Annotated in this window: 12 protein-coding genes; 11 read left to right on the top strand and 1 reads right to left on the bottom strand. The window is 41.3% G+C overall.

From position 1 onward, the window contains the following. Window positions 1-445: 445 nt before the first annotated feature. Entirely contained in the window at window positions 446-5,203 is a 4,758-nt protein-coding gene (locus P7J58_RS01770; RefSeq protein ID WP_408572549.1) for a S8 family serine peptidase, read from the top strand. 54 nt (window positions 5,204-5,257) lie between these two features. Here P7J58_RS01770 and P7J58_RS01765 read toward each other — a convergent pair whose 3' ends face one another. After that, window positions 5,258-6,109 carry an NAD(P)H-hydrate dehydratase gene (locus P7J58_RS01765; protein WP_408572548.1) on the bottom strand — a complete coding sequence of 284 codons (852 nt, stop codon included), beginning with the start codon at window positions 6,107-6,109 and terminating at the stop codon, window positions 5,258-5,260. A 97-nt stretch (window positions 6,110-6,206) separates the two neighbouring features. Here P7J58_RS01765 and nth point away from each other — a divergent pair, with 97 nt between their 5' ends. The 10 genes from nth to P7J58_RS01715 form a co-directional block, all read left to right on the top strand. Then, entirely contained in the window at window positions 6,207-6,830 is a 624-nt protein-coding gene (gene nth / locus P7J58_RS01760; RefSeq protein WP_024384233.1) for an endonuclease III, read from the top strand. Window positions 6,831-7,115: 285 nt separating this feature from the next. Next, window positions 7,116-8,099, top strand: coding sequence for a GMP reductase (guaC, locus tag P7J58_RS01755; protein ID WP_408572547.1), 984 nt, complete (start codon window positions 7,116-7,118; stop codon window positions 8,097-8,099). Window positions 8,100-8,168: 69 nt separating this feature from the next. Next, window positions 8,169-9,518, top strand: coding sequence for an MATE family efflux transporter (locus P7J58_RS01750; protein WP_408572546.1), 1,350 nt, complete (start codon window positions 8,169-8,171; stop codon window positions 9,516-9,518). 97 nt (window positions 9,519-9,615) lie between these two features. Next, on the top strand, window positions 9,616-10,134 hold the full coding sequence (gene rimM, locus P7J58_RS01745; RefSeq protein WP_024407853.1) for a ribosome maturation factor RimM: 519 nt from the start codon (window positions 9,616-9,618) through the stop codon (window positions 10,132-10,134). Further along, window positions 10,124-10,849, top strand: a complete 726-nt coding sequence (gene trmD / locus P7J58_RS01740; RefSeq protein ID WP_002941457.1) for a tRNA (guanosine(37)-N1)-methyltransferase TrmD — start codon at window positions 10,124-10,126, stop codon at window positions 10,847-10,849. The genes rimM and trmD overlap by 11 nt, the downstream gene beginning before the upstream one ends. Window positions 10,850-10,879: 30 nt before the next feature. Further along, on the top strand, window positions 10,880-11,935 hold the full coding sequence (locus P7J58_RS01735) for a pyridoxal phosphate-dependent aminotransferase (protein WP_408572545.1): 1,056 nt from the start codon (window positions 10,880-10,882) through the stop codon (window positions 11,933-11,935). 103 nt (window positions 11,936-12,038) lie between these two features. Further along, on the top strand, window positions 12,039-12,788 hold the full coding sequence (locus tag P7J58_RS01730) for a DeoR/GlpR family DNA-binding transcription regulator (protein ID WP_408572544.1): 750 nt from the start codon (window positions 12,039-12,041) through the stop codon (window positions 12,786-12,788). Beyond that, window positions 12,785-13,696 carry a 1-phosphofructokinase gene (pfkB, locus tag P7J58_RS01725; RefSeq protein ID WP_408572543.1) on the top strand — a complete coding sequence of 304 codons (912 nt, stop codon included), beginning with the start codon at window positions 12,785-12,787 and terminating at the stop codon, window positions 13,694-13,696. Before P7J58_RS01730 ends, pfkB begins: the two co-directional genes overlap by 4 nt. Beyond that, complete coding sequence (locus P7J58_RS01720) at window positions 13,693-15,648, top strand: fructose-specific PTS transporter subunit EIIC (RefSeq protein WP_408572542.1); 1,956 nt, start codon at window positions 13,693-13,695, stop codon at window positions 15,646-15,648. The genes pfkB and P7J58_RS01720 overlap by 4 nt, the downstream gene beginning before the upstream one ends. 188 nt (window positions 15,649-15,836) lie before the next feature. Further along, on the top strand, window positions 15,837-16,694 hold an 858-nt coding region (locus P7J58_RS01715), incomplete at its 3' end, for a YSIRK-type signal peptide-containing protein (RefSeq protein ID WP_408572541.1).

The raw sequence follows: 16,694 nt of genomic DNA, 5'->3' as shown, positions 1-16,694 counted from the left end.
AAACGACAATATCGACTTGAGCTACACATGATTATCTATGACAATTCCTTTCTTCTTAAAATTAGAGAGCCTATCTACTGAATTTTAGTCATATTCTTGAGCGCATATTGTGGTTCTTATCAGTAGGGTAGAGCATTTTTTCATCATAATTAACATTAATAATGCACCAACAACAAGGCTCTCATTAGGTATATAATCTTAGTGAGGGCTTTATGCTTATTTTCATTATTCTGTGGGTAAGGACGGAGCCATCATGAATGTCTTGCTCACTCCTTTTTTTAGTGTGCATTATCTGTATCTATGGTTATAGATATTATTGATAGCTAGTTATAGTTTGAATAAATAACTGAATTTTCAGAATATACTTGCAATGCCGATAATTTTATGTTTTAATATAGTTATTGGTTTTGCCAATAATGAAGGAGAAAAACTAGGAGGAAAAGTTATGAAAAAGAAAGAAACTTTCTCACTTCGGAAGTATAAAATTGGAACTGTGTCTGTTCTTTTGGGTGCAGTTTTTTTGTTTGCAGGTGCACCATCGGTAGCTGCAGATGAATTGACAAGCCTTGTAGAGACTAAGGTGGAAGCAACTGTTCCTGATGCAATCGTCAGCGAATCAGCCTCAGAAAGTCCCGTAGTCGAGGAGTTGGTTGACACTTCTGTGGAGGCTACCCCAACTGATGTAACCACTACAGATAATGAAGAAGAAACACCTGGCTCAGAAGCTCTTGAAAACATCACAAATGCAGAAGTAGAGACAACTCAACCAGCTGTAGAAACTCCAGTTATTTCAGAGAAAAAAGTAGAAGAAGAGGAGAAGCTTTCCGTAGCAGATGAGACTACTGCTATTACGAATCAGGAAGAAGCGAAACCACAAAACATTGATAGTAATACGATCATTACAGTACCTAAAGTTTGGGATAGTGGTTACAAGGGCGAGGGAACAGTAGTTGCAATCATAGATTCCGGTCTTGACGTTGACCACGATGTATTGCATATTTCAGACCTCTCAACTGCAAAATATAAATCAGAAAAAGAGATAGAAGCAGCTAAAGAAGCAGCAGGAATTACCTACGGTGAATGGTTTAACGATAAGGTTGTATTTGGTTATAACTATGTTGATGTGAATACTGTCTTGAAAGAAGAAGACAAACGTTCACACGGTATGCACGTAACAAGTATTGCCACAGGAAATCCGACACAACCAGTCGCTGGACAATTAATGTATGGTGTAGCGCCTGAAGCGCAAGTCATGTTTATGCGTGTATTCTCAGACCTCAAAGCTACAACAGGTGCAGCATTGTATGTAAAGGCGATTGAAGATGCTGTAAAATTAGGTGCAGATAGCATCAACCTCAGTCTGGGAGGAGCTAACGGCTCTGTTGTTAACATGAATGAAAATGTGACTGCAGCAATCGAGGCTGCTCGTCGTGCAGGGGTTTCTGTTGTTATTGCAGCTGGTAATGATGGAACATTTGGTTCAGGTCATTCTAATCCGTCAGCCGATTATCCAGATTATGGCTTAGTCGGTGCTCCTTCAACAGCTCGCGATGCAATTTCTGTCGCTTCTTACAATAACACAACGGTTGGTAGTAAAGTAATCAATATCATTGGCTTAGAAAACAATGCTGACTTGAATTACGGTAAGAGTTCGTTTGATAATCCAGAGAAAAGTCCCGTACCATTTGAAATCGGGAAAGAATATGAATATGTCTATGCGGGAATCGGTCAAGCTTCGGATTTTGATGGTCTAGATTTGACTGGAAAGCTTGCACTCATCAAACGAGGAACGATTACCTTCTCAGAAAAAATAGCCAATGCAACAGCTGCAGGTGCAGTAGGGGTGGTCATTTTCAATAGTCGTCCAGGTGAAGCCAATGTAAGCATGCAACTTGATGATACAGCTATTGCAATTCCATCTGTCTTCATTCCATTGGAATTTGGTGAAGCTTTGGCAGCTAACTCATATAAGATTGCGTTCAATAACGAAACAGATATTCGCCCTAACCCAGAAGCAGGTCTTCTTTCAGATTTTTCAAGTTGGGGTCTATCAGCGGATGGCGAGCTAAAACCAGACTTAGCTGCTCCAGGTGGTGCTATTTATGCAGCCATCAATGATAATGACTATGCCAACATGCAGGGAACAAGTATGGCTTCTCCACACGTGGCAGGAGCAGCCGTACTAGTAAAACAGTATTTACAGGCAACTTACCCTACTAAGTCCCCTAAAGAAATCGAAGCCTTAGTAAAACACTTGCTTATGTCTACTGCTAAAGCACATGTGAACAAAGAAACAACAGCCTACACTTCCCCACGCCAACAAGGTGCAGGTATCATCGATACTGCAGCAGCTATTTCTACAGGTTTATATTTGACTGGCGAAGATGGGTATGGCAGCATTACCTTGGGAAATGTTGAGGATACATTCAGCTTTACGGTCACACTTCATAACATTACAAACGAAGATAAGACTTTAAACTACTCAACACAATTAACAACGGATACTGTTCAAAACGGATTGATCACCTTGGCTCCACGTCTATTAGCAGAGATTCCTGGCGGTAAGGTGACTGTGAAAGCCAATTCAAGTACAACTGTTACAATTAATGTCGATGGATCAAGCTTTGCAGAAGAATTGACAGGTTTGATGAAGAATGGTTACTATCTTGAAGGTTTTGTTCGATTTACAGATGTAGCCGACGGCGGTGATATTGTCAGCATTCCATACGTTGGTTTCCGTGGGGAATTCCAAAATCTAGCCGTTCTAGAAGAGCCGATTTACAATCTTATTGCCGATGGTAAGGGGGGCTTCTACTTTGAACCTGTTACAGCACAGCCCAATACTGTTGACATCAGCCATCACTACACAGGTCTTGTTACAGGAAGTACAGAGTTAATCTATTCTACAGACAAACGATCTGACCTTGCGATCAAGACTCTTGGTACATTTAAAAATGAAGCAGGATACTTTGTTTTAGAACTTGATGAGTCTGGTAAACCTCATTTAGCTATCTCACCAAATGGGGATAACAACCAAGATTCGCTCGCTTTCAAAGGTGTCTTCTTGAGAAATTATACTGATTTAGTCGCAAGCGTCTATGCTGCAGATGATACTGAGCGAACAAATCCACTTTGGGAAAGTCAACCACAGTCAGGCAATAAAAACTTCTATAGTGGTGATCCTAAAAATCCAAAATCAAGCATTATTTATCCTACTGAATGGAATGGAACAGATAGTGACGGAAATGCTTTAGCAGATGGTAAGTATCAATACGTTTTGACCTACTCATCTGAAGTTCCAGGTGCAGCAGTACAAACTATGATTTTCGACGTTATCATCGATAGAGAATCACCAGTTATCACCACAGCTACCTATGATGAAACAAACTTTACATTTAACCCTCGTCCAGCCATTGAAAAAGGAGAATCAGGTCTATATCGTGAGCAAGTATTCTATCTTGTAGCAGATGCAAGCGGTGTGACAACTATTCCTTCCTTATTAGAAAATGGTGATGTAACCGTTTCTGATAATAAGGTATTTGTGGCACAAAACGATGATGGCTCCTTCACATTGCCTCTTGATCTTGCAGATATTTCAAAATTCTACTACACAGTGGAGGATTATGCTGGTAACATCAGCTATGAAAAAGTAGAGAATCTGATCAGTATTGGCAATGAAAAAGGGTTGGTAACTGTCAATATTCTTGATAAAGATACAAATAGTCCTGTACCAATACTCTTCTCTTACTCAGTCACCGATGAAACAGGCAAGATTGTTGCAGAATTACCACGATATGCCGGCGATACTAGCGTTCTTAAGCTACCATTTGGTACTTACACCTTTGATTTATTCCTATATGATACAGAGTGGTCAAGCCTAGCAGGTGAAACAAAAGCAGTCGTGACGATTTCGGAAGAAAATAGCACTGCCGAGGTGAATTTCTATGTGACTTTGAAAGATAAGGCCAACTTGCTGGTAGATATTGATGCATTACTACCTTCTGGTTCAACCATCCAACTGGTAACTGCTGATGGCCAGACTATTCAGCTACCAAATGCTAAATATTCTAAGACTGATTATGGTAAATTTGTACCAGTTGGTACCTACACTATCCTTCCAACCCTCCCAGAAGGCTATGAATTTTTGGAAGAATTAGACGTAGCAGTACTTGCAAACCAGTCAAATGTTAAGAAATTAACCTTGATTAATAAAGTTGCTCTGAAAGAACTGATCGCTGAACTTGCAGGACTTGAAGAAACAGCGCGTTATTACAATGCTAGTCCAGAACTTCAAACTGCCTATGCTAAAGCATTAGAAGATGCCCATGCAATATATGCCAATAAACACAATCAGGCACAAGTAGATTCAGCAGTTGCCAGTCTTGTGGCGGCGAGAGAACAGCTAAACGGTCAGGCTACCGATAAGGAAAAACTAATTGCTGAAGTATCAAACTACACACCGACTCAGGCAAACTTTATTTATTACAATGCTGAAAATACCAAACAAATTGCCTATGATACAGCTGTTCGTTCAGCACAACTTGTATTGAACCAAGAGAATGTAACACAGGCAGTTGTCAACCAAGCATTGGCTGACTTGTTAGCAGCGAAAGCCAACTTAGATGGTCAAAAGACTGATATTTCAGCCCTTCGTAGCGCAGTATCCGTTTCTTCCGTATTAAAAGCGACAGATGCTAAGTATCTCAATGCATCTGAGAACGTGAAACAAGCTTATGACCAGGCAGTTGAAGCAGCGAAAGCGATTCTAGCTGATGAATCTGCAAGCCAAGCAAGTGTCGATCAAGCCCTAGCCGTTCTGACAAGCGCTCAGGCAGAACTGGATGGTGTTGCTACTTCAACAAATGATGCCAAAGAGCCAGCAAATACTGCCACTGACAAAAAAGATGAAGGCACTGTAACGCCTCCACCTATAGACTCAGAAAAAGTTGATGTACAGGCACCTCCTGTAAAAGATACTGGGAATTCAAGGCATGTACCGATAGGTCAGAAGCCAAACCCTCAACCAACTTTACCTCGTCCAGTCACTTTGCAAGCTAGTCTATCTAGTCCTAATCAAGAAAAACAGGTGACTCAACTACCAAATACTGGAGAAAATGATACGAAATACTATCTTGTTCTCGGTGTCATTATTGGGCTAGGGACTCTGTTAGTAAGCAAACGACGTCATAAGGAAGAAGTATAACCAACACTAGCTTTATCACAAGTTTGCTAAATAATAAAACCGCTTAATCATTGATTAGGCGGTTGTTTGTGTTTGAAATTGAAGCATTATCTTTTGGATGTTTCTTGAGACATCAGTTGGCTTTACAAGATAATAATCTTGAGCCAGTTGGTCGGCAATATAGGAGTGGAGGTAGGTTGCTACAAGGATTCTTTCATATAGTTGAACATGGGGAAATTGTACAGCAAATCCTGCAATCATACCTGCAAGAGTATCTCCCATACCTCCTGTTGCTTGGTAGGGACCACCAGCTCCTATTGGAGTGACTTGGTTTGGCTGGGTTTTTAGGATTTGAGTAGCAGAGCTTTTAGCTACAAGGATTGTATTTTCTTGAAAAGATTGCAAGGCTTCAAGATTTCTTTGGCTTGTTTGGTCAGCAACCGGAATGGCTGATAACCGTTCCCATTCTTTCTGGTGGGGCGTCAGGATGACTTGTTTACACGGGAAGTTCTTCCTGTTTTGCTTTGCGACTAAGGTAAGGGCTGAGCCGTCAAGAACTAAAATCTGCTGGTCAGATAAATGTTCAAAAACAAAGTCCAATAACTGTTCAGCTCTGCTATTTTCCCCAAAACCTGGACCAATCAATATCAAGTCAGCATTTTCTAAGCTACTTATCAGCAAGGCTTGATCGTCAAATGAAAATGCCATGGCTTCAGGCAGATGACTATGTAAGGTTGGTATGTTGTCTTTTTCAGTAGCAACAGTTACCAAACCTGCTCCACTGTTGACGGTTGCTAGTGCAGCCATGATAATCGCTCCACCATAAGGGTACAGTCCACCAATCAGCAAGACTCGACCATAGCTTCCCTTATGGCTATTGCGTGGTCTTGCTTGAATAACCTTTCTACAGAGTTCTTGTAAGTCCATACTTATTCCCCCTTTTCTTCTTATTATACCACGAGGAATGAGGTTTATGACAATCCAGATTTTAGATAAATCCAAGTTTTCATGTTATAATGAATTCATGGTATTATCAAAAAAACGTGCAAGAAAAGTTATTGAAGAAATCATCGCTCTATATCCTGATGCTAAGCCTAGCTTGGACTTTCGAAATCACTTTGAGTTGGTATGTGCAGTGCTCTTATCTGCTCAAACTACAGACGCTGCGGTGAATAAGGCGACACCTGGTTTGTTCGCAGCTTTCCCTACTCCCCAAGCCATGGCGGCAGCAGAAGTGAAGGATATTGAGCCTTATATTTCCCGTTTGGGTTTGTATCGAAATAAAGCCAAATTTTTGAAAGAATGCGCCCAGCAGTTATTGGAACGGCATAATGGCATTGTACCGCAGACTCGTGAGGAATTAGAAGCTCTGGCAGGAGTGGGAAGAAAAACGGCCAATGTTGTCTTAAGTGTCGGTTTCGGAATCCCAGCCTTTGCAGTTGATACCCACGTGGGACGGATTTGTAAACACCACGATATTGTCAAAAAATCGGCTACACCCCTGGAAACAGAGAAACGAGTCATGGAAGTCTTACCTCCTGAACTCTGGCTCCCTGCTCATCAAGCTATGATTTATTTTGGTCGTGAGGTTTGCCATCCTAAGAACCCTGAATGCGAAAAATTCCCACAATTATATGAATTTGACTAAAAAATCTTCTGTTTTTGAAGATTTTTTTAGTTTTTATGTGAAATTGTTTGAGTAAATTCTGAACATTTTTTAAAATTTTATAAGAATAGTAACTCAGAAAAGAATTATACGAATGTTATGTTTTATAAACGATTCTAAAAAGTGATATATCCGAATATTATCTAGATAGGTTTCTTTTTTATTGACAAAACACAAACAATAAGCTATACTATATCTTGTAATAAGGAAAAAATACGAAAAACAAACTGTTTTTCTGTTCCAATGTTAAGAAAAAGAGGTAGAAGCATGTTCAACGAAACTCCAGTTTTTGACTACGAAGATATTCAGCTCATTCCAAATAAATGTATCATCAATAGCCGTTCCGAGGCAGATACAACAGTGACTCTTGGGAAATATAGCTTTAAATTACCAGTTGTTCCAGCTAATATGCAGACTATTATTGATGAAGATGTGGCAGAAATGCTTGCCAAAGAAGGGTATTTCTATATCATGCATCGTTTCGATGAAGCTGGTCGTATTCCATTTATCAAACGCATGCACGAGCAAGGTTTGCTTGCTTCCATCTCTGTTGGCGTAAAAGAATATGAATATGAGTTTGTGACTAGCTTGAAAGCTGATACCCCTGAGTTTATCACCATCGATATTGCTCATGGCCATGCAGAAAGTGTTATCAAGATGATCCAACATATCAAGAAAGAATTACCTGAGACTTTTGTCATTGCAGGTAATGTCGGTACTCCAGAAGCAGTTCGTGAACTAGAAAATGCTGGTGCGGATGCGACAAAAGTTGGTATTGGTCCTGGTAAGGTCTGCATCACCAAGGTCAAGACTGGTTTTGGTACTGGCGGTTGGCAGCTGGCTGCCCTTCGTTGGTGTGCAAAGGCTGCTCGTAAGCCAATTATTGCGGATGGCGGTATTCGTACCCACGGAGACATTGCCAAATCGATCCGTTTCGGTGCTAGCATGGTCATGATTGGCTCGCTCTTTGCAGGTCACATTGAAAGCCCGGGTAAAACGGTAGAAGTGGATGGTAAACAGTTTAAGGAATACTACGGGTCCGCCTCTGAATACCAAAAAGGTGCTTACAAAAACGTCGAAGGAAAGAAAATTCTCTTGCCAGCCAAGGGACATTTGAAAGATACTCTGATTGAAATGGAGCAAGATTTGCAGTCATCTATTTCTTATGCAGGTGGACGTGACATTACCAGCTTGAAGCATGTGGACTATGTTATTGTGAAAAACTCTATCTGGAATGGTGACTCAATCTAGTCAAAGAGGACTTGCAATGCAGGTCCTTTTCTTGTTACAATATTTATATAAAATTGAAAGAGAATCAGTATGTACCAAACAAGAAATAACAAAGAGAAGCTCTGGCTTTTTATTAAGATTTTTTTACCTATATTAATTTATCAGTTCGCTAATTACTCCGCATCCTTTATCGATACCATGATGACTGGTCAGTTTAGTACTATGGATTTGGCAGGTGTGTCCATGGCAACAAGTCTTTGGAATCCGCTTTTTTCATTTCTAACAGGTATCGTATCTGCATTGGTTCCAATCATTGCTCAATATCTAGGACAAGGTGAGAAGACAAAGATTCGCCAGGAGTTTCATCAGTTTGTCTACCTAGCCATCGGATTAACCATTTTACTCTTGTGCTCGGTCCTATTTATCGCTGTGCCCGCCTTGGCTCTGTTTGGACTTGATGAATCTGTTTTTCAAGTTGGTAGGCAGTACCTCCACTATATCTCTATTGGCATCTTGCCACTCTTACTCTTTAGCGTTTGCCGATCCTTTTTCGACGCTTTGGGCTTAACCCGACTCTCCATGTACCTCATGTTGCTCCTGGTTCCCTTTAACAGTCTCTTTAACTATCTCTTAATTTATGGGAAAATGGGCCTACCGGCCCTAGGCGGAGCTGGAGCTGGATTGGGTACGGCATTAGCTTACTGGGCGGTACTGCTAGTAATCGTCATTGTCATGTGCAAAAATAAGACCATCGCATCTTATCAGATTTGGCGGTGGAGTCCGATTGATGGAGCTTTACTGAAGGAAGGACTGAAAATCGGGCTTCCCATCGGTTTACAAGTCTTTGCAGAAGTAGCAATTTTTGCAGTAGTAGGGCTCTACATGGCAAAATTTTCAGCCCAGATTATAGCAGCACACCAGTCAGCTATGAACTTTGCGACATTATTATATGCCTTTCCTGCCTCAGTTTCTTCAGCCCTAGCCATAGTTATTGCCTATGAAGTAGGGGCTAAACGGCCACAAGATGTGAAAGCCTACAGCCGTTTAGGACGCTTGGTGGCACTAGGTTTTGCAGGCTTAACACTCACTTTCCTATATTTTTTCCGCTCCAAAGTCGCCTACCTTTATGGTAATGATGCAGAATTTATCCGCCTGACCTCGCATTTTCTTAGTTTTGCCCTCATGTTTCAGTTAGCAGATGCCTTTACCGCACCTATTCAGGGGATTTTACGTGGTTACAAGGATACGACTGTTCCCTTCATACTTGGTTTGGTTGCCTATTGGTCCATGACCTTCCCAGTCGCATTCTTGCTTGAAAGATTTTTCCAAATGGGTCCAGAAGCCTATTGGATTGGTCTTATTTCAGGGATTTTTGTCTGCGGAATAGCTCTTAATTTGCGCTTGATCAAAATAGCTCATTCTCATTTGTCCGTGAAATAAATTAACTATGAAAGTCGGGGGCATCCGGCTTTTTCTCTCTTGTGAAAATATCTTGCTCATGTTAAAATAAAAGGATAGAAAATCAAATGGAGAAATTATGAATTATTTTAACGTAGGAAAGATTGTTAACACGCAAGGCCTACAAGGGGAAATGCGTGTTTTGTCTGTGACCGATTTTGCAGAAGAACGTTTTAAAAAAGGGGCAAAGCTTGCACTTTTTGATGACAAGGATCAGTTTGTCATGGAAGTGGAAATTGCTAGTCACCGTAAGGCTAAGAACTTTGATATTATCAAGTTTAAGGGCATGTACCATATCAACGATATTGAAAAGTACAAGGGCTTTAGTTTGAAAATTGCCGAGGAAAACTTGACCGACCTTGAAGATGGTGAGTTTTATTACCATGAAATTATCGGCTTGGATGTCTATGAGAATGATACTCTGATCGGACAAATCAAGGAAATCTTGCAGCCAGGTGCCAATGATGTCTGGGTGGTGAAACGAAAAGGTAAGAAAGACCTGCTCTTGCCATATATTCCACCTGTTGTCTTGAACATTGATATTCCAAATAACCGTGTCGATGTGGAATTGCTCGAGGGCCTAGACGATGAGAATTGATATTTTGACCCTCTTCCCTGAGATGTTTGCACCTCTAGAACACTCTATTGTGGGTAAGGCGCGTGACAAGGGTTTGCTAGAAATCAACTACCACAATTTCCGTGAGAATGCTGAAAAGGCTCGCCATGTGGACGATGAACCCTATGGTGGAGGACAAGGCATGTTGCTCCGTGCCCAGCCAATTTTTGATACCATGGATAGCATTGAACAAACCAAGCCACGTGTTATCCTATTGGATCCCGCTGGGCGTACTTTCAATCAGGCCTATGCCGAAGAATTGGCACAGGAAGAGCAGCTGATTTTCATTTGCGGTCACTATGAAGGATATGATGAGCGGATTAAGACCTTGGTAACAGATGAGATTTCTCTCGGAGACTATGTTCTGACAGGCGGAGAGTTGGCGGCTATGACCATGATTGATGCCACCGTTCGCCTGATTCCAGAGGTTATTGGCAAAGAAGTCAGTCATACGGATGATAGTTTTTCATCAGGGCTATTGGAATATCCTCAATACACCCGACCATACGAGTATCGTGGAATGGTAGTGCCAGATGTTCTCATGAGCGGTCACCATGAAAATATTCGTAAATGGCGTTTGGAAGAGAGTCTACGCAAAACCTATCAACGTCGTCCAGACTTGTTGGAAAATTACAACTTTACAGCTGAAGAGTTAACTATTTTTGAAAAAATCAAAGCAGAAGACACAGTTGATTAGACTGTGTTTTTCTTGCTAGAAGGAGAAATGATGAAACGCAAGGTATTTGAACATTACCAACCCTATAAGTTAGGAAAAATTGCCAAATACGACTTGGGCAATAATGAAAATCGTATTATCGACTGGTCTTTTTTACCGCAAAAGACCTTAGAGAGCTTAGAAGTTGGTCAATTGAGCTTTTACGGTGACAATACTTACTCAGAGTTGATTGAGAAATATGCAGCCTATCTTGGAGTGAATCCCAAACAAGTAACAGTAGGTGCGGGCTCTGATCACCTTATTCACATGATTGTTTCCACCTTTATGGAAAAGGATGATACTTTTTTGACTGTCAATCCAGACTTCTTCATGTATGAAACCTATAATCACATGCATGGTAGCCGTTTTGAAGCCATTGACTTGGAAGCAAAAAACGATACACTCGTCCTGCCAGTAGAGAAATTGTTGGCGCGTGCGGAGGAGGTGAAGGCAAAGATAATCATGCTTTCCAATCCTAACAATCCTTCTTCAGTAGCTTATTCACTAGAAGATTTGGAGAAATTGGCTATTTCTTTTAAAGGGCTACTCGTTGTCGATGAGGCTTACATTGAATTTGCAAATGTCGAAAGCTTCATCAGTCGTCTGCAACAATTTGACAATGTTTTAGTTTTACGGACTTTATCAAAGGCTTTTGGACTTGCAGGTTTACGAGTTGGCTTTGCGGTAGGAAGCGAAGAGTTAATTTATGAATTGGACAAGGTCATTCCCCCGTTCAGCTTGTCAAACTTGACTGCAAAAATGGCAGCCGTTGCATTGAATTATACAGACAAAGTTTTAGAAACAGTGGGAGTAATTCAGAATTTGCGAGAAGAAATGATTTTATTCTTGCAAGGGTTAGATAACTGTCAAGTTCTACCTAGTCAGGCTAGTTTTGTAACGTTTAAAGCACCGTGGGCAGAAGAATTTTATCAGCAAGCCTTGGCACAGGATTGGAATTTCAAATATTATCCAACAGGTAAATTAGAGGGGCGTATTCGCCTATCTATTGGTCGTCCAGAAGAAATGGATATGATGAAAAAAATGATTGAGAAACTAGTGGAAGCGTAGATTTCTGCTAGTTTTTTTGTTTTTTTGAAAGAAAATGATAGAAAATGATTGACAATGACAGAAAATCGTGTATAATGATTTTTGTAAACGATTGCAGGAGGTGTTGGACATTCTCAAATCAGAACGCAAGCAAGTCATACTAGAACTCATTCAAGCACAACAATTTGTACGATTGGAAGAATTGATTGATATTCTAGAAACATCCGAATCCACTGTTCGTAGGGATTTGGACGAGTTGGAAAACGAAGGTAAGCTTCGTCGTGTACACGGCGGTGCGGAAGCGCCAGGGAATTTGCAACTCGAAGAGTCTATTCTAGAAAAATCTGTCAAAAACGTTCAAGAAAAACGGATGATTGCTGAAAGAGCAGCACAGTTAATCGTGGACGGCGATGTGATTTTTGTAGACGCAGGGACGACAACCGGTGTCTTGATTGACTATCTCCAACAGGATAATCTAACAGTCGTGACCAATTCCATTCACCATGCTGTCAAGTTGGTTGAACGCAAGATAAAAACAATCATTATAGGTGGTTATGTCAAGCAATCAACCGATGCTTCAGTAGGTGCTATGGCTTTGGAACAAATTCGACAGCTCAATTTTGATAAGGCATTTCTGGGGATGAATGGTATTGATAAAAACTATTTTACAACGCCAGATATTGAAGAAGCGACCATCAAACGCACTATCATAGACAATGCTAAAGAAAGCTATGTTTTGGCAGATGCTTCTAAAATTGGTCAATTCTCCTTTGTTAAAGTTGCGGCAATCGAAAAATCCAACATTATCTGCCAATCTTCAGAAAGCAGTTTGTTGGATATCATAAAAGAGAAAACGAGGGTAATCGAGGTATGATTTATACAGTTACGCTCAATCCAGCTATTGACTACATTGTTCGACTTGATAGAGTTGAAACAGGCAGTGTCAATCGGATGGAGAGCGACGATAAGTATGCCGGCGGTAAGGGAATTAACGTTAGTCGTGTTTTGAAGCGTTTAGGCTATCCAAACACAGCGACAGGATTTCTAGGCGGTTTTACCGGTCAGTTCATCAAAGATGGATTGGTTGCTGAAGGCATTGATACTGATTTTGTTCAAGTTGACCAAGATACACGGATTAACGTAAAAATCAAGGCTGACCAAGAAACAGAAATCAACGGTTTGGGTCCGATTGTGACAGATACACAGTTGGCCGAATTAGAAATGGTCTTAGCAGGATTGACCAAAGAAGACACCGTTGTCTTTGCTGGGTCTGCTCCAGCTAGTCTTGGAAACGAAGTCTACAATAGGCTGATTCCTATGGCGAAAAAAGCAGGAGCGCAAGTGGTCTGTGACTTTGAAGGTCAAACACTTCTTGACTCACTAGCACACCAACCACTATTGGTCAAGCCAAACAACCATGAACTTGAAGCAATCTTCAACGTCGAGTTGAATGGCATTGCAGACATCGAGACCTATGCTAAGAAAATCTTAGACATGGGAGCTCAGAATGTGATCATTTCTATGGCAGGGGACGGAGCCTTGTTGGTTACGCCAACGGCAACTTACTTTGCTAAACCAATCAAGGGTACAGTGAAAAACTCTGTCGGAGCTGGAGATTCCATGGTGGCAGGTTTTACAGGTGAATACGTTCGCTCACAAGACCCGATCGAAGCTCTCAAATGGGGAGTTGCTTGCGGTACGGCAACAGCCTTTTCAGATGATTTGGCAAGTATCGAATTTATTAAGGAAACTTATGAAAAAGTTGAGGTAGAAACACTATGAAAATTCAAGACGTTTTGAAAAAAGATGTCATGTTGCTTGATTTACAAGCGACAAGCAAGGAAGCAGTTATCGATGAAATGATTGCGAGCTTGGTTGATAAAGGTTATGTATCGGATTTTGACGTATTCAAAACAGGTATTATGAAACGTGAAGCACAAACGACAACAGGACTTGGCGACGGTATCGCAATGCCACACGCTAAGAATGCTGCTGTAAAAGAAGCGACTGTTCTCTTTGCAAAATCAAACAAGGGTGTTGACTACGCAAGTCTCGATGGTCAACCAACTGACTTGTTCTTCATGATTGCAGCTCCAGAAGGTGCTAACGATACCCACTTGGCTGCCCTTGCTGAATTGTCAAAATATTTGATGAAACCAGGTTTTGCTGATAGACTTCGTGCGGCATCAAATCCTGAAGAAGTGATTGCAGTCTTCGATACAGCTGAAGCCACAGATAAGGCAGTTGAAGAAGTGGTTGCATCACCAAGTGGTGACCGTCCATTTATCGTTGCTGTTACAGCATGTACAACAGGTATTGCCCACACTTACATGGCAGAAGAAGCTCTCAAGAAACAAGCTGCTGAAATGGGTGTTGACATCAAGGTTGAAACCAACGGTGCTTCAGGTGTTGGAAACAAACTAACGGCTGAAGACATCAAGAATGCAGCAGGTGTTATCATCGCAGCAGATAAGGCTGTTGATATGCCTCGTTTCAATGGTAAGCCATTGGTATCTCGTCCAGTTGCTGCTGGTATCAAACAGGCAGAAGAATTGATTAACATCATCTTGGACGGAAAAGCATCTGCATATACAGCAACAGAAGGAGCTGCTACAGTGGAATCTTCTGAAAAACTCAGTCTTGGTAAAGCATTCTATAAACACTTGATGAGTGGTGTTTCTCAAATGTTGCCATTCGTTATCGGTGGCGGTATCTTGATTGCCCTTGCCTTCCTATTCGATGGAGCTCTAGGTGTGCCGAATGACAGCCTTAGTAACTTAGGTTCTTATAACGAGCTTGCATCCATGTTCATGAAGGTTGGTCAAGCAGCCTTTGGCTTCATGTTGCCACTTCTTGCAGGGTACATTGCTTACTCAATCGCTGAAAAACCAGGTTTGGTTGCAGGTTTCGTAGCTGGTGCGATTGCTAGCAGCGGTCTTGCATTCGGTAAAATTTCTTACGCAGCTGGTGGTGAAGAAACCCTTGCCCTTGCTGGTGTATCATCTGGTTTCTTGGGTGCCCTTGTTGGTGGTTTCCTTGCTGGTGGTGTAGTACTCGTTCTTCGTAATGCTTTGCGTAATATGCCAAAATCTCTCCAAGGTTTGAATGCAATCTTGCTCTTGCCACTTTTGGGAACAGCTATCACTGGTTTCTTGATGTTCTTTGTGAACATCCCAATGGCAGCTATCAACACTGGTATGAACGATTTCCTTGCTGGTCTTGAAGGTAGCTCTGCTATTCTCCTTGGACTTGTCCTCGGTGGTATGATGGCAGTCGATATGGGTGGTCCAGTCAACAAGGCAGCCTATGTCTTCGGTACAGGTACCCTTGCAGCAACTGTTGCAGATGGTGGTTCTGTTGCTATGGCAGCGGTAATGGCAGGTGGTATGGTTCCACCGTTGGCAGTATTCGTTGCAACCCTTCTTTACAAAAACAAATTCACGCAAGAAGAGCGTAACTCAGGTTTGACAAACATTGTTATGGGTCTTTCATTCATTACTGAAGGTGCAATTCCATTCGGTGCTGCTGACCCAGCTCGTGCTATCCCAAGCTTTATCGCTGGTTCTGCTCTTGCAGGTGCCTTGGTTGGTTTGTCGGGCATCCAATTGATGGCTCCACACGGTGGTATCTTCGTTATTGCTTTGACTTCTAACCCACTTCTTTACCTTGCTTATGTAGCAATTGGTGCAGTAGTATCAGGTGTTCTTTACGGCGTACTTCGTAAAGCGAAATAAGATTGTAAACCTTGTCATTTGACAAGGTTTTTTCATCAGGAAAATGCTATAATTAGATCGAGATATAAATAATTATGTAAATAATACCAAATATAGTATATTGAGCCATATTTTGTTTTAAAACAGTATATTATTAGAAAAAATATGCTATACTTTTAAGTAAGAAGAAACAAACGAAGGAGCTTCATATGTTTTGGAAGGAAAAGCAAAATAAGTTTTCTATTCGCAAATTTAATAGAGGCGTTGCATCAGTTATTATTGGTATGACTGCCGCCTTATTTTTTGTACCAAATTTGGCTATTAAAGCAGAATTGACAGCTCTTGCCCATACAAATGTAGCAAGAGAACAGATTTCCTATAAATATGTCCTTTATTCGGAACTGACATCAGATGAGAAGGCACGAATTCAAGCGACCATTCCAGCAAGGCAGGTTGGGGATACCCATACTTACTATATGGTCTATCGGCCAAAGACAAATTTGCCTCAAACAGGAGATATACCGACTTTTACAAGTAGTCTGGTTGGTTTAGGGCTATTGATTATCGGTCTATCTCTTACAAAAGATAGGAAAAAACGAATTGTTAGAAGTCTGATTATTTTAACTGCTACAGGTAGTCTTTCAGTGGCTGCAATTTCTACAGGTAGCCTCTCTGGTTTCGATAAGCAATTTACCCTTGCTATAGGCGAAGCTTTGCCACAAGCAGTGATTTCTATAGATCAGCATGAATTTGTAGGTTTTATTTTAGAAGGGGATGTAAATTCTGAGACAATCACAGTTAGCGAAGCGATTATTGGTGAGCAAGAGTCATCGAGCGAATTGATATTGCCAAATACATTGGTTGAGGGAATATCTAAGCATTCAGAAGCTCCTGTCACTCCGGCACCACCATCAACAGAGGGCGAAGTTCTCCCTGAGGAACCAACAGATCCTGTTGTCCCAAGTGCCCCAGTTACGGAAGAGCCAGAAACTCCTGTCACTCCGGCACCACCATCAACAGAGGGCGAAGTTCTCCCTGAGGAACCAACAGATCCTGTTGTCCCAAGT

It is taken from the genome of Streptococcus suis, from assembly GCF_046032535.1.
GTDB classification, from domain to species: Bacteria; Bacillota; Bacilli; order Lactobacillales; family Streptococcaceae; genus Streptococcus; species Streptococcus suis_AK.
Note: the sequence above shows the minus strand (reverse complement) of the source record. Positions and strands in the feature narration are given on the sequence as shown.

Excerpts from the sequence above, each read along its gene's own strand:
- P7J58_RS01770 (WP_408572549.1), top strand. The coding sequence starts at position 446 with ATGAAAAAGAAAGAAACTTTCTCACTTCGGAAGTATAAAATTGGAACT.
- P7J58_RS01765 (WP_408572548.1), bottom strand. The coding sequence starts at position 6,109 with ATGGACTTACAAGAACTCTGTAGAAAGGTTATTCAAGCAAGACCACGC.
- nth (WP_024384233.1), top strand. The coding sequence starts at position 6,207 with ATGGTATTATCAAAAAAACGTGCAAGAAAAGTTATTGAAGAAATCATC.
- guaC (WP_408572547.1), top strand. The coding sequence starts at position 7,116 with ATGTTCAACGAAACTCCAGTTTTTGACTACGAAGATATTCAGCTCATT.
- P7J58_RS01750 (WP_408572546.1), top strand. The coding sequence starts at position 8,169 with ATGTACCAAACAAGAAATAACAAAGAGAAGCTCTGGCTTTTTATTAAG.
- rimM (WP_024407853.1), top strand. The coding sequence starts at position 9,616 with ATGAATTATTTTAACGTAGGAAAGATTGTTAACACGCAAGGCCTACAA.
- trmD (WP_002941457.1), top strand. The coding sequence starts at position 10,124 with ATGAGAATTGATATTTTGACCCTCTTCCCTGAGATGTTTGCACCTCTA.
- P7J58_RS01735 (WP_408572545.1), top strand. The coding sequence starts at position 10,880 with ATGAAACGCAAGGTATTTGAACATTACCAACCCTATAAGTTAGGAAAA.
- pfkB (WP_408572543.1), top strand. The coding sequence starts at position 12,785 with ATGATTTATACAGTTACGCTCAATCCAGCTATTGACTACATTGTTCGA.
- P7J58_RS01720 (WP_408572542.1), top strand. The coding sequence starts at position 13,693 with ATGAAAATTCAAGACGTTTTGAAAAAAGATGTCATGTTGCTTGATTTA.